This window comes from Kitasatospora sp. NPDC023120 (assembly GCF_055560835.1).
Map to the genome: position 1 here is coordinate 32,947 of NZ_JBVHHY010000016.1, position 20,069 is coordinate 53,015.

14 protein-coding genes and 2 tRNA genes are annotated in these 20,069 nt (G+C 72.9%); 6 read left to right on the forward strand and 10 right to left on the reverse strand.

Annotated features, from left to right (window positions below; translation table 11 throughout):
* Positions 1-32: 32 nt before the first annotated feature.
* Together ACZ3TI_RS23510 and ACZ3TI_RS23515 are read right to left on the reverse strand one after the other, a co-directional pair.
* Positions 33-105, reverse strand: a tRNA-Asn gene (locus tag ACZ3TI_RS23510).
* Positions 106-167: 62 nt separating this feature from the next.
* Positions 168-240: transfer RNA gene (locus ACZ3TI_RS23515), tRNA-Asn, on the reverse strand.
* A 231-nt stretch (positions 241-471) separates the two neighbouring features.
* Between ACZ3TI_RS23515 and ACZ3TI_RS23520 the strand changes: the two genes are divergently transcribed.
* The 4 genes from ACZ3TI_RS23520 (at position 472) to ACZ3TI_RS23535 (ending at position 5,309) form a co-directional block, all read left to right on the forward strand.
* Positions 472-780, forward strand: a complete 309-nt coding sequence (locus ACZ3TI_RS23520; RefSeq protein WP_465729223.1) for a hypothetical protein — start codon at positions 472-474, stop codon at positions 778-780.
* A 107-nt stretch (positions 781-887) separates the two neighbouring features.
* The gene (locus tag ACZ3TI_RS23525) at positions 888-2,321 is read left to right on the forward strand and encodes an FGGY family carbohydrate kinase (protein ID WP_465729225.1); all 1,434 of its coding nucleotides are present in this window, start codon (positions 888-890) and stop codon (positions 2,319-2,321) included.
* 100 nt (positions 2,322-2,421) lie between these two features.
* A complete protein-coding gene (locus tag ACZ3TI_RS23530; RefSeq protein ID WP_465729227.1) occupies positions 2,422-3,825 on the forward strand; it encodes a glutamate decarboxylase in 1,404 nt (467 codons plus the stop codon).
* Positions 3,826-4,280: 455 nt separating this feature from the next.
* A complete protein-coding gene (locus ACZ3TI_RS23535) occupies positions 4,281-5,309 on the forward strand; it encodes a helix-turn-helix domain-containing protein (RefSeq protein ID WP_465729229.1) in 1,029 nt (342 codons plus the stop codon).
* Here the strand turns inward: ACZ3TI_RS23535 and ACZ3TI_RS23540 are convergent.
* The 5 genes from ACZ3TI_RS23540 to ACZ3TI_RS23560 form a co-directional block, all read right to left on the reverse strand.
* Entirely contained in the window at positions 5,306-6,505 is a 1,200-nt protein-coding gene (locus ACZ3TI_RS23540) for an RNA polymerase sigma factor (protein WP_465729231.1), read from the reverse strand. The genes ACZ3TI_RS23535 and ACZ3TI_RS23540 overlap by 4 nt on opposite strands.
* Before the next feature lie 137 nt (positions 6,506-6,642).
* Complete coding sequence (gene dnaG, locus ACZ3TI_RS23545; protein ID WP_465729233.1) at positions 6,643-8,550, reverse strand: DNA primase; 1,908 nt, start codon at positions 8,548-8,550, stop codon at positions 6,643-6,645.
* A 61-nt stretch (positions 8,551-8,611) separates the two neighbouring features.
* On the reverse strand, positions 8,612-9,919 hold the full coding sequence (locus tag ACZ3TI_RS23550) for a deoxyguanosinetriphosphate triphosphohydrolase (RefSeq protein WP_465729235.1): 1,308 nt from the start codon (positions 9,917-9,919) through the stop codon (positions 8,612-8,614).
* Between the two features lie 118 nt (positions 9,920-10,037).
* Positions 10,038-11,030, reverse strand: a complete 993-nt coding sequence (locus ACZ3TI_RS23555) for an SGNH/GDSL hydrolase family protein (RefSeq protein ID WP_465729237.1) — start codon at positions 11,028-11,030, stop codon at positions 10,038-10,040.
* Between the two features lie 152 nt (positions 11,031-11,182).
* Entirely contained in the window at positions 11,183-12,127 is a 945-nt protein-coding gene (locus tag ACZ3TI_RS23560; protein WP_465729239.1) for a PAC2 family protein, read from the reverse strand.
* A 648-nt stretch (positions 12,128-12,775) separates the two neighbouring features.
* Here ACZ3TI_RS23560 and ACZ3TI_RS23565 point away from each other — a divergent pair.
* Both ACZ3TI_RS23565 and ACZ3TI_RS23570 read left to right on the forward strand, forming a co-directional pair.
* Positions 12,776-13,510, forward strand: a complete 735-nt coding sequence (locus tag ACZ3TI_RS23565; RefSeq protein ID WP_465729241.1) for a GNAT family N-acetyltransferase — start codon at positions 12,776-12,778, stop codon at positions 13,508-13,510.
* 170 nt (positions 13,511-13,680) lie between these two features.
* A complete protein-coding gene (locus ACZ3TI_RS23570) occupies positions 13,681-14,676 on the forward strand; it encodes a hypothetical protein (protein ID WP_465729243.1) in 996 nt (331 codons plus the stop codon).
* A gap of 40 nt (positions 14,677-14,716) precedes the next feature.
* Here the strand turns inward: ACZ3TI_RS23570 and ACZ3TI_RS23575 are convergent, their stop codons facing one another.
* The 3 genes from ACZ3TI_RS23575 to dusB all read right to left on the reverse strand — a co-directional run bounded on the left by ACZ3TI_RS23575 (position 14,717) and on the right by dusB (position 19,987).
* Complete coding sequence (locus ACZ3TI_RS23575; RefSeq protein ID WP_465729245.1) at positions 14,717-15,244, reverse strand: ribonuclease; 528 nt, start codon at positions 15,242-15,244, stop codon at positions 14,717-14,719.
* 300 nt (positions 15,245-15,544) lie between these two features.
* Positions 15,545-18,253 carry a pyruvate, phosphate dikinase gene (gene ppdK / locus ACZ3TI_RS23580; protein WP_465729247.1) on the reverse strand — a complete coding sequence of 903 codons (2,709 nt, stop codon included), beginning with the start codon at positions 18,251-18,253 and terminating at the stop codon, positions 15,545-15,547.
* Between the two features lie 564 nt (positions 18,254-18,817).
* Positions 18,818-19,987: a tRNA dihydrouridine synthase DusB gene (gene dusB, locus ACZ3TI_RS23585; protein WP_465729249.1), complete on the reverse strand. Its 1,170-nt coding sequence runs from the start codon at positions 19,985-19,987 to the stop codon at positions 18,818-18,820.
* Positions 19,988-20,069: the final 82 nt, after the last annotated feature.

A 20,069-nucleotide genomic window follows, 5' to 3' on the forward strand; every position in this document is an offset into this window, starting at 1 on the left:
CTCTGAACAGTCACCGGGCGGACCCGGTGCAGCTCCCGCAATTGGACTCGAACCAATAACCTGCCGGTTAACAGCCGGCTGCTCTGCCAATTGAGCTATGCGGGATCGCGGTACTGGACTTCCTCACCACGGACGGGAAGAGGACCCCCGAAGGGCCTCGTCCCGAGCTCCCCCAATTGGACTCGAACCAATAACCTGCCGATTAACAGTCGGCTGCTCTGCCAATTGAGCTATGGGGGATCGGCTTCCGCCCCGACCCCCGGTTTCCCGGGCTCCGCGGCGCTCGCTGCGGGACATACATTAGCGCACTCGGGGGGGTGGTCCGCCAATCGCTTTCCCCGGTCGCCCCGGGGCCGCCGCCCGGCGCGCCCCGCGCGCGCCCGCCGCCGACCCCGGGGATGCTGGGGGCGCGGACGGTTCGCCGTCCCGACGGACGGGTAGGGCAATGCGGCAGAAGGCCGCCAGGAGAGGGTGGATCCGATCATGTGGAAGCTGTCGTTGGCCGCGGGCTTCGCGGCCGGCTACGTGCTGGGCTCGCGGGCCGGGCGCGGTCGCTACGAACAGATCGCCAAGGTCACCCGGCAGATCGCCCGGAACCCCGCGGTGCAGGGCGCGGCCGGCCGGGCCCGGCAGCAGGCCGGCGCGGTGGCCGGGAAGGCCGCCGGCGCGGTCGCGGACCGGGTCGGCGACCGGCTGCCGCCGGCCGTCACCGACCGGGTGCCGTACTTCAACCGGGCCCGGCCCGCGGAGGACGACAGCTGGGGTACCTTCCGCCCGTGACGGGGCGGTGACGCCAAGGGAAAGCGGAGCCCGACCGAGGGTTCCGAACGGGCAACGGCTCACCCGGCCCGGACGCGTCCCGGGCCGGGCTGAGGCATGATCTCGACATGGCCATCGTCGCGGGGATAGACAGCTCGACCAGCCGTACCCGGATCGTCGCGTGCGACACGGAAACCGGCGCCGTCCTGCGCTCCGGCAAGGCACCGCATCCCGTCCCCGAGGACCAGGACCTGCGCCCCGGCGAGGCCGACCCGCAGATGTGGCTGCACTCGCTCGGCGAGGCCGCCGCAGGAGGCCTGCTGGAGGGCGTCCGGGCGATCGGCGTCAGCGCCCAGCAGCACGGCATGATCGGCCTGGACGCGGGCGGGGTGCAGGTCCGGCCCGCGATCCTGTGGAACGACCCGCGCTCCAGCGGCGCCGCCGCCAAGCTGCTGGACGCCCTCGGCGGCCCGGCCGCCTGGACCGCCGCGATCGGCGCCGTCCCCGCCCCGACGTACACCATCGCCAAGCTGCGCTGGCTGGCCGAGTTCGAGCCGGCCAACGCCCGGCGGGTCGCCGAGGTGCTGCTGCCGCACGACTGGCTGGTCTGGCAGCTGCTCGGCCACCCCAAGCGCCGCACCACCGACCGCGGCGACGCCTCCGGCACCGGCTACTGGTCGCCGATGACCGGCGAGTACCGCCAGGACCTGGTCGAGCTGGCGCTCGGGCACGAACTCAAGCTGCCCCACGTCCTCGGCCCCGCCGAGCCCGCCGGGCACACCCCCGAGGGCCTGCTGATCTCGGCCGGCACCGGCGACAACATGGCCGCCGCGCTGGGGCTGGGCCTGCGCCCGGGTGACGCGGTGGTCTCGCTCGGCAGCGCCGGGACGATCTTCGCGGTGCACGAGGAGGCCGTGGTGGACGCCTCCGGCCTGGTCTCCTCCTTCGCCGACGCCACCGGCCGCCACCTGCCGATGGTCGCCACCCTCAACGCCGCCCAGGTGCTGCGCTCCACCGCCGCGCTGCTCGGCCAGGACCTGGAGGGCCTGAGCGACCTCGCCCTGCACTCCTCCCCCGGCGCGTACGGGCTGGTGCTGCTGCCCTACCTGGACGGCGAGCGCACCCCCGCGCTGCCGCACGCGGCCGGTACCCTGACCGGCCTGCGCGCCGAGGCGATGACCCCTCAGCACCTGGCCCGGGCCGCCGTCGAGGGCATGCTCTGCAACATCGCCGACGCGCTGGACGTGCTGCGCGCCCAGGGCGTCGGGATCAAGCGGGTGTTCCTGCTCGGCACCGCCGGGCGGCTGCCCGCCGTCCGGCACGCCGCCCCGATGCTGTTCGGCGTCCCGGTCGTGGTGCCGCCGCCGGGCGCGCACGCCGCCCGTGGGGCGGCCCGGCAGGCCGCCTGGGCGCTGGCGGGCACCCCGGAGCCGCCGGAGTGGGAGCTGCCGGACGCCGAGACCGTCGAACCCGACGGGGAACACGACCTGGCGATCGGCTCGGCGGTGCGCCGGCAGTTCCGGGCCGCCCGGGACCAGATCCACCCGGAGACCGCCGTCTGACGGCCCGGTGCCGGCTCGAGGGCTCGGTGGGTGAAGATGCGTCACCCGGTGCCCGGTGGCAGCGTGGGACGGGACACCGTCCCGAGGTGAAGGACGTTCCATGGCTCTGCACGAGGGCGCCGGCGACGACCGCCGGCTGAGCATCAATCCGTTCGTGGGCACGGCCGACCCGCTGGGCGCGATGGAGCTGGCTCCGCCGATGCACCGGCTGGCCGACGGCCCCGTCCCGGCCGACACGGCGTACCAGCTGATCCACGACGAGCTGATGCTGGACGGCAACGCCAGGCTCAACCTGGCGACCTTCGTCACCACCTCGATGGAGGTGCAGGCCACCCGGCTGATGACCGAGTGCCTGGACAAGAACATGATCGACAAGGACGAGTACCCGCAGACCGCCGAACTGGAGCGGCGCTGCGTGGCGATCCTCGCCGACCTCTGGCACGCACCCGACCCGGCCGGGGTGGTCGGCTGCTCCACCACCGGCTCCAGCGAGGCCTGCATGCTGGCCGGCATGGCGCTCAAGCGCCGCTGGATGCGCCGCAACCCCGAGCGCTACGCGGCCGGGGCCCGCCCCAACCTGGTGATGGGCGTCAACGTACAGGTCTGCTGGGAGAAGTTCTGCGCCTTCTGGGAGGTCGAGGCACGCACCGCGCCGATGGACGGCGAGCGCTACCACCTCGACGCCGAGCAGGCGGTCGCCCTGTGCGACGAGAACACCATCGGCGTAGTCGGCGTCCTCGGCTCCACCTTCGACGGTTCGTACGAGCCGATCGCGGAGATCTGCGCGGCCCTGGACGAGCTCCGGCAGCGCACCGGCCTCGACATCCCGGTACACGTGGACGGCGCCTCCGGCGGCATGGTGGCGCCCTTCCTGGACCCCGAGCTGGTCTGGGACTTCCGGCTGCCCCGGGTGGCCTCGATCAACACCTCCGGGCACAAGTTCGGCCTGGTCTACCCGGGCGTCGGCTGGGCGCTGTGGCGCGACCAGGAGGCCCTGCCGGAGGAACTGGTCTTCCGGGTCAACTACCTCGGCGGCGAGATGCCGACCTTCGCGCTCAACTTCTCCCGGCCCGGTGCGGAGGTGATCGCCCAGTACTACGTCTTCCTGCGGCTCGGCCGGGACGGATTCCGGGCCGTCCAGGGCGCCTGCCGCGAGGTCGCCACCTACCTGTCCGGGGAGATCGGGAAGCTGGACGGATTCCGGCTGCTGACGCGCGGCGACGAGCTGCCGGTGTTCGCCTTCACCACCACCGACGGCGCGCCGTTCGACGTGTTCGACGTCTCGCGGCGGCTGCGCGAGCGCGGCTGGCAGGTGCCCGCGTACACCTTCCCGGCGAACCGGGAGGACCTGTCGGTGCTCCGGGTGGTCTGCCGCAACGGCTTCTCCCGGGACCTCGCCGACCTGCTGCTCGCCGACCTCAACCGGCTGCTGCCGGAGCTGCGGCGCCAGCCCCTCCCGCTCAAGGAGCTCGGGGTGCCGGCCCGGACCGCCTTCCACCACTGAGAGGGCGGCACGACTGAGAGGGCGGCACCACTGAAGAGGCGGGATCACTGAAGAGGCGGGACCACTGGGAAAGCGTCACGGCGGGAGGGTGCAGTGAAGCACCCTCCCGCCGGATGTCCCGGAACCAACCGGGGCAGCCTCCCCCCGCGAGGCTGCCCCGGCTCCGTGGGGGGAGCCGGGACGGAATTCGGACGAACGGCGCGTGACCGTCCGGTATCCGAACGAAACCGCCGGGCGGCTGACCGCGCCGACCAGAGAACTCTGCACGACGGCCACATGGTTGTTCGAGCGTCACCGGGGCTTGTGAGACACTTCCGTCCGTCTCACCGCCATGACCAGGGGATTGAGACGCCGAGGCCGATGAAGTTGGAGACGCGGAGACACCCGAACGGCCCGGCCGGAGCCCGTTCCGACCGTCCCCGCCCCCGTTCCGCCCCTCACCTTTGGAAGGCCGCATGGGTTCCGCCTGGAAGAACCTGCCCGAGGAGCTGTCCGAGCCTGCCAGACGCCTGGCAGAGGAGCTCCGGTCCATCAAGGATGCCGCCGGGCTCTCGCTGTCCGAGCTCGCGGCCCGCACGCACTACAGCCGGGCCTCCTGGGAGCGCTGGCTGAACGGCAAGCGGGTCGTCACCGAGCAGGCGCTGGACGCCCTGATCGGGGCGGTCGACTGCGACGGGACCGCGCTGCGCGCGCTGTGGGAGCGGGCGGTGGCGGCGCCGGAGGAGCCGGCCGGGCCATCGGCGCAGGAGCCCGCCGACGCGGCGGGTGAGCCGGCGCCCGACGAGCCAGCCACCGAGGAGCCGGACGCGGCGTCGGTGACCGGTCCGGCGGCGCAGCCCGCCCCCGTCACCTGGTGGCGGCGTCCGGCGGCGCTGCTGACGGGCGCCGCGGTGCTGGCAGTCCTGCTGGTGCTGGCCGGTCTGCGCGCCACCCGGCACGACGGGCAGCCGACGGCGGTCGCCGAACCGCTCCCGACCGCGTCCCCGGCAGCCACCAGCGTCACTGCCAAGCCCATTCCCGCTGCTCCCACCTGCCAGGCCATCGGCTGCGACCACCAGGACCCCAAGAGCACCGGCTGCGGCAGGGACGCGCGGACCCTGCACACCGACGTCATCGGCAAGGTGGTCATCTACCTCCGGTACAGCCAGAAGTGCCAGGCCGCCTGGGCGGCGATCACCGAGGGCGAGCCGGGCGACTTCGCGACGATCATCGACAGCACCGGCGACAGCGAGCAGGGCCTCATCCACTACGGCTACGACAACTACTCGAGCATGCTGAACGCGGCGGACCCGACGATCTCCTTCCACGTCTGCGGCCACCAGCCGGCCGGGGACCGCTGCACCACGGAGCTCTCCGATCTGGCCTCGGTGGTGGCCTCCACCCCGATCCCGGTCGGCCCCGCCTCGCCACCGCCGGGCACCGGAGCGGGCGCGTCCACATCCCCGGCAGCGGCCGCTCCCACCGACTCGCCGACACCGGCCTAGTCGAGGTAGCCGCGCAGCTGTTCGGCGAAGGCGTGGTCGCGGAGCTTGACCAGCGTCTTCGACTCGATCTGGCGGATCCGCTCCCGCGTCACACCGAACACCGCGCCGATCTCCTCCAGCGTGCGCGGGCGGCCGTCGTCCAACCCGTAGCGGAGCTGGACGACCTGCCGCTCCCGCTCGCCCAGGGTGGCCAGCACCGCGTCGAGGTGCCGGCGCAGCAGCAGGAAGGTCGCGGACTCGGCGGGCGAGGCGGCGTCGGCGTCCTCGATCAGGTCGCCGAGCGCCACGTCGTCCTCCTCACCGACCGGGGTGTGCAGCGAGATCGGCTCCTGGGCCAGTCGCAGCAGCTCCCGCACCCGCTCCTCGGTCAGTTCGAGGGCGGCGGCGATCTCGGCCGCCGTCGGCTCCAGTCCGCGCTGCTGCAGCAGTCCCCGCTGGACCCGGACCACCCGGTTGATCAGCTCGACTACGTGGACCGGCACCCGGATCGTCCGGGCCTGGTCGGCCAGTGCCCGGCTCATCGACTGGCGGATCCACCAGGTCGCGTACGTGGAGAACTTGTAGCCGCGGGTGTAGTCGAACTTCTCCACCGCCCGGATCAGGCCCAGGTTGCCCTCCTGGATCAGGTCGAGCAGGGTCAGTCCGCGGCCGACGTAGCGCTTGGCGACGGAGACGACGAGGCGCAGGTTGGCCTCGATCAGCCGGCGCTTGGCGATCCGCCCCCGCACCACCAGGGTGTCCAGCTCTCCGGCCAGCGGGTCGGGGGGCGGCGGTTGCCCGTCGAGGCGCTCCTCGGCGAACAGGCCGGCCTCGACCCGGCGGGCCAGCTCGACCTCCTCGGCGGCGGTGAGCAGGCGGATCCGACCGATCTCGCGCAGGTACTGGCGCAGCAGGTCGGCGGCCGGGCCGGTGCTGTCGCCCGGCTCGTGGTGCTCCTCCGCCGGGTCGGTCCCGGCATCGGCGTCGGCATCGCGCCCGACGGCATCGGGCCCGGCGGGGTCGGGCTCGGCGGCGTCGGGCTCGGGCTCCGGGCTGTCCGGGTGGCCCTCCGGCAGACCCTGGGCGGGGACCCGCGCGCCGCCCGGGGGCGCGGCGCCAGCCCGACCGTGGTCGGTCTCCTGGTCCCCGGCCGGTCGGGCGGGGTTCGCTCTCGTACTGGTGGTGGTCGCTGCGGCGAGGCCTTGCTCCACGGGCATCCCCTCGGGGCGGGCGCGACTCTGGCGGACCCGCGCTGTACGGAGGTGGGACGCCCTCCAGTGTGCGGTACGCCACACTCCGTGGCCGAGACTCGTGCGCCGACTTTCTGTGCAGCGAGTTTTCGGAACGGCGGCGACTACAGCGCCGCGGCGCCCCGGCTGCGCAGCTGCTGCCCGTACTGCTGGAGCTGCCACAGCTCGGTCTGCACCGCGTGCAGCTGCTCGGCCTCGGCCCGGTGGCCGAGGCGCTGGAGGTAGCCGCGGACCTCGTCGATCCGGCGGTCGACGGCCAGCAGGCGCAGCTTGACCAGGAACTCCCCCGCGTAGACCGCGTCCGCCTTGCGGCGCGAGCGGACCGGCTCGACGGTCAGCTCGGTGACCAGCGAGCGCACCCGGTCGTCCGGGGAGGCCTCGCGCACCGCGCTGGTGAAGTCGGGCAGGGTCGCCCCGTACGCGGCGCCGCCGGCCTTGGCGATGGCCTGCCGGACGGCGGTGTACGGCGGGGTGGGGAACTCGTCGTCGCCGTAGTGGTCGAAGGCCGGGCTGACCAGGTCCGGGTGCTGCAGCGCCAGCTTGAGCAGCTCGCGCTCGACGAACTGGGCCGGGTCGCGCGGGTTGAGCCGGAAGACCGGCTGCGCGGGGCGCTGCGGCTGCACCGGCTCGGGACGGCGCTGGGCGGCCGCGCCGCGCGGGTTCTGCTGGCGCTCGCGGTCCCAGCGGGCCAGCTGGGAGACCCGGCGCACGACGAAGGGCTCGTCCAGGATGCCGAGCATGCCGGCCAGCCGGACGGCGTACTCGTGCTGGATCGAGCGGTCCTTGATCTTGGCGACGATCGGGGCCGCCTCCTCCAGCGCCGCCGAGCGCCCCTCCGGGGTGTCCACCCGGTGCCGGGCCACCACCGAGGTCAGCGCGAACTCGAACAGCGGGACGGGGTTGTCGATCAGCTGCTTGACCGCCTCGTCGCCCTGCGCCAGGCGCAGGTCGCACGGGTCCATGCCGCCCGGACTGACCGCGATGGAGGTCTTGGCGGCGAACTTCTGGTCGTCCTCGAAGGCGCGCAGGGCCGCCTTCTGGCCGGCCGCGTCGCCGTCGAAGGTGAAAACCGTCTCGCCCCGGTACTGGGAGGTGTCCATCAGCAGCCGGCGGATGATCTTGATGTGGTCCTCGGCGAAGGCGGTGCCGCAGGTGGCCACCGCCGAGGTGACCCCGGCCAGGTGGCAGGCCATCACGTCGGTGTAGCCCTCGACCACCACCGCCCGGCCCGACTTGGCGATCTCCTTCTTCGCCAGGTCGATGCCGTACAGCACGTGGGACTTCTTGTAGATCGGCGTCTCGGGGGTGTTCAGGTACTTCGGGCCGTTGTCGTCCTCGCGCAGGCGGCGGGCGCCGAAGCCGACCACCTCGCCCGCGATGTCCCGGATCGGCCAGACCAGCCGGCCCCGGAAGCGGTCGATCAGGCCGCCGCGCTGGCCCTGCGAGGCCAGGCCGCCGAGGAGGATCTCCTTGTCGGTGAAGCCCTTGCCGCGCAGGTAGCGGACCAGGTGCTCCCAGCCCGCCGGGGCGTAGCCGACGCCGAAGGCCTTCGCCGCCTCCTCGTCGAAGCCGCGCTCGGCCAGGAAGCGGCGGCCGATCTCCGCCTCCGGCGAGGCCAGCTGCTCCTGGTAGTAGGCGGCGGCCACCTTGTGCGCCTCGACCAGGCGGGTGCGCTCGCCCTGCTGGTGGCGGGGGCTGTAGCCGCCCTCCTCGTAGCGCAGGGTGATGCCCGCCTGGGCGGCCATCCGCTCGACGGCCTCGGCGAAGGTGAAGTGCTCGATCTTCATCAGGAAGGCGATGGTGTCGCCGTTCTCCTGGCAGCCGAAGCAGTGGAAGACGCCCTTGGCGGGGTTCACGTAGAAGGAGGCGGACTTCTCGTCGTGGAAGGGGCAGACGCCCTTGTACTCGCCACCGCCACCGTTGGTCAGCTGTACGTAGTCGCCGACCACCGCGTCGATCGGCAGTGCGCTGCGCACCGCCTGTACGTCTTCGTCCCTGATCCGCCCGGCCACCCCGGAAGTCTACTGGGGTGGCCGGGGTTTCGAGCCGGGGCCGCGGGCCGGGGCCGCGGCGTCACGCCCAGGCGGCGCCGACGAGCTTGGCGTGCAGGGCCAGTGCCGAGGCGTCGGTCAGGGTGGCGATCTGGTCGATGACCGTGCGCAGCGCGGCGCGGTCGTCGTCCGCCTCGCGGTACATGGCGGCGAACACCGGGTCCAGCCCCTCGGGGGCGCGCTGGGTGAGCACGTACGCCAGCTCGGCGATCACGATCCGCTGGCGGGCCCGCAGCTGGGCCTGCTCGTCGCGCTGCATGACGAAGCGGACGGCGACCGCCTTGAGCACCGCGCATTCCAGCCGGACGTCCCGCGGCACCACCAGCTCGGCGGCGTAGCGGGTGAGCCGGCCGGGGCCGTAGCGGGCACGGGTGGCCTGCTCGGCGGCCAGGCAGAAGCGGCCGATCAGCTGGCTGGTGAGGTCCTTGAGCCCGGCCCGGGCGCGCGCGGTGCCGTCGTACGAGCAGGGCCACCAGTCCTGGGCGAGCAGCCGGTCCAGGGCGGCGGCCAGCTCCTCCGGCTCGGCGTCGGAGGCGTAGCGCTGGGCGACCTTGAAGAGCTCGGCGCGCTCGCTCGGGGCGCGCAGCGCGGCCGGGTCGATGTGTCCGGCCTGGAGGCCGTCCTCGACGTCGTGGGTGGAGTAGGCCACGTCGTCGGACCAGTCCATCACGGTGGCCTCGAAGCACTTGCGCCCGGCCGGGGAGCCGGCCCGCAGCCAGCGGAAGACCGGCAGGTCGTCGGCGTAGACGCCGTACTTGTGGGAGGCCGGGTCGGTGGGGTGGGCGCCCTTCGTCCACGGGTACTTGGTGGCGGCGTCGAGGGCGGCGCGGGTCAGGTTGAGGCCGACGCTGCGGCCCGGCCAGGGGGCGAGCCGGGTCGACGGGTCCTCCTCGGGGGCGAAGCGCTTGGGTTCGAGCCTGGTCAGGATGCGCAGCGACTGGGCGTTGCCCTCGAAGCCGCCGCAGTCCTCGGCGGCCTGGTCGAGGGCCTCCTCGCCGGTGTGGCCGAAGGGCGGGTGGCCGATGTCGTGGGCCAGGCAGGCGGTCTCCACGAGGTCCGGGTCGCAGCCCAGGGCGGCGCCCAACTCCCGCCCGACCTGGGCGCATTCGAGGGAGTGGGTGAGCCGGGTGCGCGGGAAGTCGCTGCGCATCGGGGCGACCACCTGGGTGGTGCCGGCCAGCCTGCGCAGCGCCGCCGAGTGCAACACCCGGGCACGGTCGCGCTGGAACGCCGTACGGCCCGGGCGCTTGTCCGGTTCGGGGACCCAGCGGGCCTCGGCGGTGTGGTCGTACGGGATCGGGGCTGCGAGGCGGTGCGCGGTGTCATCCATATGCCACTCACGGTACGCCGCGCCCCTGACACCAGGGGGGTGCCGCGCGCGAAGGGGCGCGGGCCGGGGCGTGAACGCTGCGCGGCGCGCAGGTGCCCGCCCCGGCCGGCCGTGCGGGTCAGCCCCGGAGCGCCTTCAGCACGACGCCGGCGACCGCCTCCTGCCCCTTGGCGTTGGGGTGGATCGGCGCCAGTCCGTGGGCCGGGAACGGCGGCTCGATCCAGCGCTGGTCCTCCCCCGCGCACATGTCGTGCCCGGCCGAGGGCCCGGCGGTGTCGACGAACACCGCGCCCGCGGTCTGCGCGCGCTTCTTCAGCATGTCGTTGAGCTGCTGCTGCTTCTCCGAGAGGAAGCCCAGGTCGGAGACGGTCATGGTCTCCTCGAGCAGCTGCACGCAGCTCGACGGGTCGGCCGGGAGCAACGTCGGGTAGCCGATCACGTACACCCGGGCCTGCGGGGAGCGCCGCTTGATGTCCTGGAGGACCTGGCCCAGCCGGTCGCCGGCCGTGTCCACCTTGCGCTGGACCTCGTCGGTGCCGTCGCCGGAGGAGTAGTGGTCACGGCAGGGCGAGGCGCCACGGGTCTCCTTGACCACGCTCTTCACCGCGTCCAGCACGCTCGCCTTGGCGCACTCGATCACGACCTGCGTGAAACCGGCGTCGTTGCCGCCGATCCCGAGGGTGACCAGCCGGGTGTCCGGGCCCAGCGCGTCCAGCTGGGCCGGGTTGGTGCCCTCGCCGGTCTTCTGCGGCGAGGTCAGGTCCACGGTGGTCGCACCGGTGCAGCTGACGTCGCGGAACTGCCCGGCGGCCACCCCGAGCCCCTTGGCCACCAGGGACGGGTAGTTGACCTCGGAGCGGGAGCAGCCGCGCGGCTCGCCGCTCTGCGGGGGGATCTTCATGCCGGCCGTGTACGAGTCGCCGAGCGCGACGTAGGGGCCGGTGGGAGGCGGTGTCGGCGACGGGGTCGCGGTGGCCTGCTCGCGGCCGGGCACCGCGCCCGCGAAGCCCTTGCCCTGGCTGTCCGAACCGCTGCCGCCGGTGCATCCGGCCAGCAGCAGTGCGGCCAGCCCGGCCGTCACGGCGACGGTCGGGCGTGTGGTCCTGAACATGGCATCCCCCCCGGGGTGCGACGAGTCACGGTCGGCTCCTCACGGCAGCCCGTCCCCCGGGCACCTCAGGCTCCAACGTACGGACGCCGGTGATGACTCCCGGCTCGCGCGAAATCCTTCGCGCGGGCGGGCGCCCCGGGTCAGGACACGCCCTACTCCGCGCCGCGCTCGTGCTCGGCCAGGAACTGCTCGAAGCGCCGTCCCAGTTCGTCCGCCGACGGCAGGTCCACCGGCTCGGCCAGCAGGCTCTCCCGGTCCTCGGCGCCGGCCACCGCGTCGTACTGGCCCTCCATGCCGCGGATCGCCGAGCGCAACTCGCCGTCCCCGTGCGTCAGCTGCTCCTCGATGTCGGCGTAGACCTCGCCGACCCGCTCGCGCAGCCGGGTGCCGGGCAGCACCAGCCCGGTGGCGGACTGCACCGCCTCCAGGACCAGCACGGCCGCCGCCGGGTAGGCCGAGCGCGCCACGTAGTGCGGCACGTGCACGGCGAAGCCCAGGACGTCGTGCCCGGCCTCGGCCAGGCGGTACTCCAGCAGCGCCTGGGCACTGCCCGGGACCTGCGCCTGCTCGAACCACTGCGGGTACCCGGGTGCGAGGTCGAGCCGGTTGCCGTGCGGCGTCAGCCCGACCGGGCGGGTGTGCGGAACGCCCATCGGGATGCCGTGGAAGTCGATCGACAGCCGCACCCCGAAGCGCTCCACCAGCTCACGGACGGCTCGCGCGAAGCGCTCCCACTCGACGTCCGGCTCGGGGCCGCTGAGCAGCAGGAACGGCGCACCGGCGGCGTCGTGGACGAGCTGGAGCAGGATCTCCGGCGGGTCGTAGGACGTCCAGTGGTCGTGGTCGAAGACCATCGCCGGGCGGCGGGCCCGGTAGTCCACCAGCCGGTCGTGGTCGAAGCGGGCCACCACCTGCGGCGAACCCGTCTCCAGCAGGTGCGCCACCACCTGGCCGCCGGCCTCACCGGCGTCCATGAAGCCCTCGAAGTGCTGGAGCAGCACCAGGCCGGCGCCGGTGTCGCGCAACCGCGCGGTGGCCGCGGCCACCGCGGCCACGCCCTGCTGATCCAGCTCGTACAACGCCTGGAAGTCACGCACCGCGCACCCAACCCCGTTCTCTGCTCGTCCCGGCCGACCGGCTTCTCGTCCTCTCCAGCGCGCCGGGCGACGACGGAATTCCCGCCACGCCGGAGGACTCCTCCGACACCCTCGGCCGACCGCTCCGGACCATGATCGCACCCGAAGGAAGAGTCCCTGGTCACGGGTCCGCGAGGGCCCGCCGGGAGACCCTCCGGAGCGGCCCGCGCGCCCATTCGCGCGCCGCGAAGTGACGCACCGCCTTCTGGCGGGTATCGTCCTCTCGCTGCCTCGCATCGTCGCGTCGTCGTCACGTCGTCCAGTAACGCCGTCGGCCACGTCCCGGTCCGGTGCTCGGCCAGTCACCCAGACGCATCTTGCCTTCACCTGGCCGCCTGCTTCCCTTCGCGCTCTCGTTCCCTTCTCGGCCATTTCGCGGACGCACACTGTCCCCTCGCTCTTCCCGCCGGACCGGTCCGAGGACCCGTGTCCGTTCCGGCACCCGCGCCGCCCGTTCCGGGCCGCCGCCGACGCCCCGCCCGACCGGATCCTCCGGCGTGCACGGCTACCCGGCGGACGGTCACGGGCCGGGGCGAAACAGTCCACCGCAGCCCGCGCCGCACCCCGGCGCGGGAGGCACCCTACGACCGATGAAGGACCGAAGGTTCCGTGCCCGTACCTGTCATCCTCACCGGCCGCACCGTGCGGCTGGAGCCCCTCGCCGCGCACCACGCCGAGGCCATCGCCGAGGCCGGCGCCGAGGACCGTACGACCTACGCCTTCACCCCCGTCCCGCACGGCCTGGAAGCGGCCCGCGACTACATCGCGCGTGCCCTCGCCGACCAGGCCGCGGGGCGGTCCCTGCCGTTCGCGACGGTGAACGTCGCCGACGGCCGGGTGGTGGGCTCCACCCGATTCCTGGAACTGGACTACTGGCAGGGCCCGATGGTGTGGCCGCCGGTGCCCGGCGTGCCGTTCGGCGATCCGGCGACGGCCGTCCCGGACGCCGCCGAGATCGGCAACACCTGGCTCTCGCCGCGCGCCCAGGGCACCGGCATCAACACCGAGGCGAAGCTGCTGATGCTGCGCCACGCCTTCGAGACCTGGGGCGTGCAGCGGATCTCGCTGCGCGCGGACGCCCGCAACATGCGCTCGCGCGCCGCGATCGAGCGGCTCGGCGCGACCGCCGAGGGCGTGCGCCGGGCCCACTCGCGCGGACTGGACGGCGTGGTGCGGTCCACGGCGTTCTACTCGATCCTGGACTCCGAGTGGCCGGCCGTCCGGGACATCATCGAGCTGCGGATCGCCGCCGCCACCTCGCCGAGCGCCCCGGATCCGGCGATCAACCAGGAGTGCCTTAGACACGGCGGCAGCGGTGCCGGGCAGCTGATGATCACGGCCTGAGGGAGGACCGCTCACCGCCCGCCGGTTACACCGCGTCCGGGCGGTGGGTGGAGTCGCCCATCCGGTCACCGGCTCGTCGACTCGGCCGCGGCTTCGTCAACACGATTGCCGGGACGCCACCGACGGGGGATGTTTCGCATACCTCCGATCCGGGCGGGCAGCACCCCGGCATGACCCGCGCGAACCCGCTCGACCCGGTCGCCCTGCTCGGCGCCGACCAGCAGCACATCGCCACCCGGGCGCAGCTGCGCCGACTCGGGGTGCCCTCCGGCACCATCGCCCACCGGCTGCGCCCGGGCGGGCCCTGGCAGCAGGTGCTGCCCAGGGTGATCTGCCTGCAGAGCGGGAGACTGACGGTCCACCAGAAACTCCGGGCCGCCCTGGCCTACGCGACTCCGAAGGGGCGCGAGCCGCGGGCCGGGGAAGTGCTGCTGACCGGCTTCGCGGTGCTGGCCGACGCCGGGCTGCCGAGCGCCGGGCACCCGGCCGACCTCGGCGCGGTCGACGTCCTGATCCCGCATCAACGGCGGGTCACCGACCGGGAGTTCGTCCGGGTCCACCGGGCGAGCGGGGCGATGCCGGGCGGCTTCGAGCGGGACGACGGGCTGTGGAGCGCCACGGTCGCCCGGGCGCTGGCGGACCTCGCGACGCGGGAGACGGCACCGCGCCTGTTCCGGGCGCTGTGCGCGGAGGCCGTCCAGCGCCGGCACTGCGAACTCGGTGAACTGCTGGACCAGTTGCTGGCCCGGCCGGGCGCCCTCGGGCTGCCGCAGGTGGCCCGGGTGGTGGAGGAGCTGACCGCCGGGGTGCGCTCGGTGGTCGAGGGCGAGGCCCGCGAGCTGCTGGCGCACGCGGGCCTGCCCGAACCGCTGTGGAATCCGGTGCTCTTCCTGGACGGGCGCTTCCTCGCCGTACCGGACGCCTACTGGCCGCACGCCTGCGTGGCCCTGGAGATCGACTCCCGCGCCTGGCACCTGCGCCCGGCCGACCACGAGCGCGGCCTGGTCCGCGCCAACCGGCTCACCGCCGCCGGCCTGCCGGTGGTCCGCACCACCCCGGGCCAGCTCCGCCGCGACCCGGCGCCGGTGCTGCACGAGCTGACCGCCCTGGTCACCACCGGCCCGCACGGCCCGCACGCCCGGGTCACCTGGCGCCGGGCGAGGTGAGGTGCGGGGTGAGGTGCGGGGTGAGCTGCCGGGGGGAGGCTCAGCAGCGGGGGTCGATCTCCTGGAACGTCGCGTAGTGGTCCGCGGACCAGTACTGCTCGCCGGAGTCGCCGGTGACCACGCGGCGGGTGCCGCGGTCGTTGGAGCCCGGGGTGACGACGGTGTACTCGTGGTAGTAGCCGTCGGCCTTCTTGGGCAGGCGGCTCTCGCGGTTCTCGAAGACGATGCCGTCGCGGTTGTAGGGGTAGGGCCCGCCCTTGGCGATCAGTCCGAGGGTGTCCTGGGCCTGGCTGGGGAGCTTGGTGCGGCAGACGTCGGCCAGCGCGGGGTCGGCGGGGACCCAGGTGCCGGCCGCGGAGGGAGCGCCGCCGGGCGGCGGGGACGGCTTGGGCGCCGAGGGCTTGGGCGCCGACGACCCGGACGTCCGGGCACCCGCGGTGGTCGCCGTGGGGCTCGCGGCGGCCTTGGGGTGGCTGCTCCCCCGGTCGGCGAGGAGGTACCCGACGCCGGCCAGGACCGCCAGGATCAGCACGGCCACGAGGACGAGCGGGTTTCTGCGACTGGTCATGCGGCCCAGCTTGGCAGGCCGCCGGGCCCGGCCCGGCGAGCTACACACGTGGCCGGCGCCACACCCGCCCCTGCGCGGACACATGGCCGGGAAGACGCACGGCCGTGGGAGGACGTGCGTCCGGGGAGGACGCGCCGCCGGGGGAAGACGTACGGCCGGGCGGGAACGGACGCCGTTGTCCGTTCCCGCCCGGCCGTGTTACGTACGCCGGTTCTCCTGCGCCGAGCTCCGGTGTACGCCCTCCCGGTGGGAGGGAGAGCGGTCAGTCGTCCCGCGTGAGGAGGGGATGCCTTCCCTCACTCAGCGCGAGTCGCTGCCCGCCGACTCGATGGCGGCGCGGCCTGCCTCCAGGCGCGCCACCGGGATCCGGAAGGGGGAGCAGGAGACGTAGTCCAGCCCCACCTCGTGGAAGAAGTGGACCGAGTCCGGGTCGCCGCCGTGCTCGCCGCAGACGCCGAGCTTGAGGTCGGGGCGGGTGGCCCGGCCGGCCTCGACGGCGTGCTTGACGAGCGAGCCGACGCCGTCGCGGTCGATGGTCTCGAAGGGGGAGACCCCGAAGATGCCCTTCTCCAGGTAGGCGGTGAAGAACGAGGCCTCCACGTCGTCCCGGGAGAAGCCCCAGACCGTCTGGGTCAGGTCGTTGGTGCCGAAGGAGAAGAACTCGGCGGCCTCGGCGATCTGCCCGGCGGTCACCGCGGCGCGCGGCAGCTCGATCATGGTGCCGAGCTTGATGTCCAGCCGGACGCCGGTGGACTGGGCGACCTCGGCGAGCACGCGCTCGCACTCGTCGCGGACCAGCTCCAGCTCCTGGACGGTGCCGACCAGCGGGATCATCACCTCGGGGCGCGGGTCCCCGCCGGCCAGCTTGCGCTCGGCGGCGGCCTCGGCGATGGCCCGGACCTGCATGCCGAACAGGCCGGGGATGACCAGGCCGAGGCGCACGCCGCGCAGGCCGAGCATCGGGTTCTGCTCGTGCAGCTTGTGCACCGCCTGGAGCAGGCGCAGGTCGTTCTCGTTCGGGTCCTTGCGGGCCTCGGCGAGGGCGACGCGCACCGACAGCTCGGTGATGTCCGGCAGGAACTCGTGCAGCGGCGGGTCGAGCAGGCGGACGGTGACCGGCAGCCCGTCCATCGCCTGGAAGAGCTCCAGGAAGTCGCCCTTCTGCAGCGGCAGCAGGGTGGAGAGGGCGAGCTCGCGGTCCTTGTCGTTGTCCGCGAGGATCAGGTGCTCGACCTCCTTGCGGCGCTCCTCGCCGAGGAACATGTGCTCGGTGCGGCACAGGCCGATGCCCTGGGCGCCGTAGCGGCGGGCGCGCCCGCCGTCCTCGGCGTTGTCGGCGTTGGCGCGCACGGCGAGCCGGCGGCGGCCGTCGGCGTGCGACATCAGCCGGTGCACGGCCTGGACCAGGCCGCCCTGGACGTCGGCGCCAGCGTGCAGGGTGCCCTCGAAGTACTCCACCACGGCGGAGGGGAGCACGGGTACCTCGCCGAGGTAGACCTTGCCGGTCGCGCCGTCGATCGAGACGACGTCGCCCTCCTCCAGCACCAGGCCGTCGGCGGTGGTCATCCGGCGGCGCTTGGTGTCGACCTCCAGCTCCTCGGCGCCACAGACACAGGTCTTGCCCATGCCGCGGGCGACGACGGCGGCGTGCGAGGTCTTGCCGCCGCGCGAGGTGAGGATGCCCTCGGCGGCGATCATGCCGTCCAGGTCGTCCGGGTTGGTCTCACGGCGGACCAGGATGACCTTCTCGCCGGAGCGCGACCACTTCACCGCGGTGTACGAGTCGAAGACGATCTTGCCGATCGCAGCGCCGGGCGAGGCGGCGAGGCCCCGGGCGATCTGCTTCGACTCGGCGTCGGGGGCGAAGCGCGGGAACATCAGCTGGGAGAGCTGGCCGCCGGTGACGCGCATCAGGGCCTCGTCCAGGTCGATCAGGCCCTGGTCGACCAGCTGGACGGCGATCCGGAAGGCGGCGGCGGCGGTGCGCTTGCCGACGCGGGTCTGCAGCATCCAGAGCTTGCCGCGCTCGATGGTGAACTCGATGTCGCAGAGGTCGCGGTAGTGGTTCTCGAGCTTCTGCATGATCGCCATCAGCTCGTCGTACGACTTCTTGTCGAGCGTCTCCAGCTCGGACAGCGGCAGGGTGTTGCGGATGCCGGCGACGACGTCCTCGCCCTGGGCGTTGGACAGGTAGTCGCCGTAGACGCCCTGCGCACCGGTGGAGGGGTCGCGGGTGAAGGCGACGCCGGTGCCGGAGTCCTCGCCGAGGTTGCCGAACACCATGGTGCAGACGTTGACCGCGGTGCCGAGGTCGTTCGGGATGCGCTCCTGGCGGCGGTACAGCCGGGCGCGGTCGCCGTTCCAGGAGTGGAAGACCGCGTGGATGGCGAGGTCCATCTGCTCGCGCGGGTCCTGCGGGAAGGCCCGGCCGGTCTCGCGCTCGACGATGCCCTTGAACACCTCGACGAGTTCCCGGAGGTCGGAAGCGTCCAGGTCCAGGTCGTTGGCGGTGCCCTTGGCGTGCTTGGCCTCGTCCAGGGCCTCCTCGAACAGCTCGCCGTCGACGCCCAGCACGGTCTTGCCGAACATCTGGACCAGGCGGCGGTAGGAGTCCCAGGCGAAGCGCTCGTTGCCGGACTGCGCGGCGAGGCCGGTCACCGAGGCGTCGGAGAGGCCGATGTTGAGGACCGTGTCCATCATGCCGGGCATGGAGAACTTCGCACCGGACCGCACCGAGACCAGGAGGGGGTTGTCGGCCTGGCCGAGCTTCTTGCCCATCTCCTGCTCGAGGGCGTCCAGGTGGGCGCTGATCTCCTCGTGGAGGGAGGTGGGCTCGCTACCGGTCTCCAGGAAGACCTTGCAGGCCTCGGTGGTGATGGTGAACCCGGGAGGGACGGGGAGTCCCAGGTTGGTCATCTCGGCCAGGTTCGCGCCCTTGCCGCCAAGAAGATCCTTGAGGTCCTTGTTTCCTTCGGTGAAGGAGTAAACAAACTTCTGCTGGGACGGCACGGGTCGGTCTCCTCGTACGCGGTTGCCCTGACGCCGGAGAACATACCCATTTCGAAGGCACTTCTCTGCCCTGAATAGGCCACCCGAGGCTGGTACCGAGGGGTAACCCGCTAGATCGAAAGCACATAAAGGCGTTCACCTCTGTTGGTGAAATCGTCCGCCTGACGCGAGGAAGCGTTCAAGTCTTGAACGCAACGAAACCGGAAGATCGCATGATTCGGACGCTGGGTAGCGACTGTGGGTCGGTCGCGTTGCCCCGGCTTGATTTCCTGCACCCGGATCGCCCGATCCCCGGTCGACCGGCTTCGGGAAGCGATTCACCGCCGACCTGTCCATTTCGTCCACTGACCCCGCGTCAGCCCCGACGGCGTGTGGCAAGGGTCACCAGCGCGTCTCGCCGGTCGAACGTAGACCACCTCCGACGATCGTCGCACAGCGTCCAGAAACGTGCTCGTTCCGTGACATCCGAATGCCGAAAAGGAGCCCTCCTGTCCAGAATGGACAAGAGGGCTGGGACCTAGTGGCAGTCGAGCCGAAGGGGCCCACTTTGCCGGTCCGTACAGATCATCCGCCGGAGGTGTCCGATTCGGCATCCTCACCCGGTCGGGCGCAGTCGTACGGATCGTCCAACCAGCCCTCGGGCAGGACCACCCGGTTGTTGCCGCTGGTCCGCCCGCGCGGGCCGTCCGCGCCGGCCGGCCAGCCCTGCGACTGCTCCACCTCGGAGAGGGTTTCGGCCAGCTCGGCCAGCGAGGAGGAGTTGGCGAGCCGCACCCGCAGCTCGGAGCCGACCGAGAAGCCCTTGGTGTACCAGGCGACGTGCTTGCGGAAGTCGATCACACCGCGCGCCTCGTCCCCGATCCACTCGCCGAGCAGCTGGGCGTGGCGCACCATCGCCCGCGCCACGTAGCCGAAGTCGGGTCGGGCGTAGTCGACGTCGCCCTCGAAGATCGCGACCAGGTCCTTGAACAGCCACGGCCGGCCGAGGCAGCCGCGGCCCACCACCACACCGTCGCAGCCGGTCTCGCGCATCATCCGCAGCGCGTCGTCCGCCGACCAGATGTCCCCGTTGCCCAGCACCGGGATGTGCGCCGGGACGGACTCGCGCAGCCGGGCGATCGCCGACCAGTCGGCCGTCCCGCCGTAGTGCTGGGCGGCGGTGCGCCCGTGCAGGGCGATCGCCGCCACGCCCTCCTCGGCGCCGATCCGGCCGGCGTCCAGGTAGGTGAGGTGGTCGTCGTCGATGCCCTTGCGCATCTTCATGGTCACCGGGAGGTCGCCCGCGTTGGCGACGGCCTCGCGCAGGATCTCGCGCAGCAGGTTGCGCTTGTACGGCAGCGCCGAGCCGCCGCCCTTGCGGGTCACCTTCGGGACGGGGCAGCCGAAGTTCAGGTCGATGTGGTCGGCCAGGCCCTCGTCCGAGATCATCCGGGCGGCCTTGCCGACGGTCACCGGGTCCACGCCGTACAGCTGGATCGAGCGCGGCTTCTCGCTCGGGTCGAACTTGATCAGCTGCATGGTCTTGGCGTTGCGCTCGACCAGCGCCCGGGTGGTGATCATCTCCGAGACGTACAACCCCTTGCCGCCGCTCTGCTCGCGGCACAGGGTGCGGAAGGGCGCGTTGGTGATGCCGGCCATCGGCGCCAGCACGACGGGCGGCCACACCTGGATCGGGCCGATGTCGAGCGGCGCGAACTCGGTGTCGGGCGCGGTGGGTGCGGGCGTGGCTGTCATGCGCGGCTGACCTCGGGTAGGGGGACGGGACTCTCCATTGTCCCCCACCCGGGTGAGCGGCCCGCCCGGCGCCGGACGGACC

Coding starts and splice junctions, on each gene's coding strand:
- ACZ3TI_RS23525 (WP_465729225.1), top strand. CDS start 888: ATGGCCATCGTCGCGGGGATAGACAGCTCGACCAGCCGTACCCGGATC.
- ACZ3TI_RS23530 (WP_465729227.1), top strand. CDS start 2,422: ATGGCTCTGCACGAGGGCGCCGGCGACGACCGCCGGCTGAGCATCAAT.
- ACZ3TI_RS23535 (WP_465729229.1), top strand. CDS start 4,281: ATGGGTTCCGCCTGGAAGAACCTGCCCGAGGAGCTGTCCGAGCCTGCC.
- ACZ3TI_RS23540 (WP_465729231.1), bottom strand. CDS start 6,505: ATGCCCGTGGAGCAAGGCCTCGCCGCAGCGACCACCACCAGTACGAGA.
- ACZ3TI_RS23550 (WP_465729235.1), bottom strand. CDS start 9,919: ATGGATGACACCGCGCACCGCCTCGCAGCCCCGATCCCGTACGACCAC.
- ACZ3TI_RS23555 (WP_465729237.1), bottom strand. CDS start 11,030: ATGTTCAGGACCACACGCCCGACCGTCGCCGTGACGGCCGGGCTGGCC.
- ACZ3TI_RS23570 (WP_465729243.1), top strand. CDS start 13,681: ATGACCCGCGCGAACCCGCTCGACCCGGTCGCCCTGCTCGGCGCCGAC.
- ACZ3TI_RS23575 (WP_465729245.1), bottom strand. CDS start 15,244: ATGACCAGTCGCAGAAACCCGCTCGTCCTCGTGGCCGTGCTGATCCTG.
- dusB (WP_465729249.1), bottom strand. CDS start 19,987: ATGACAGCCACGCCCGCACCCACCGCGCCCGACACCGAGTTCGCGCCG.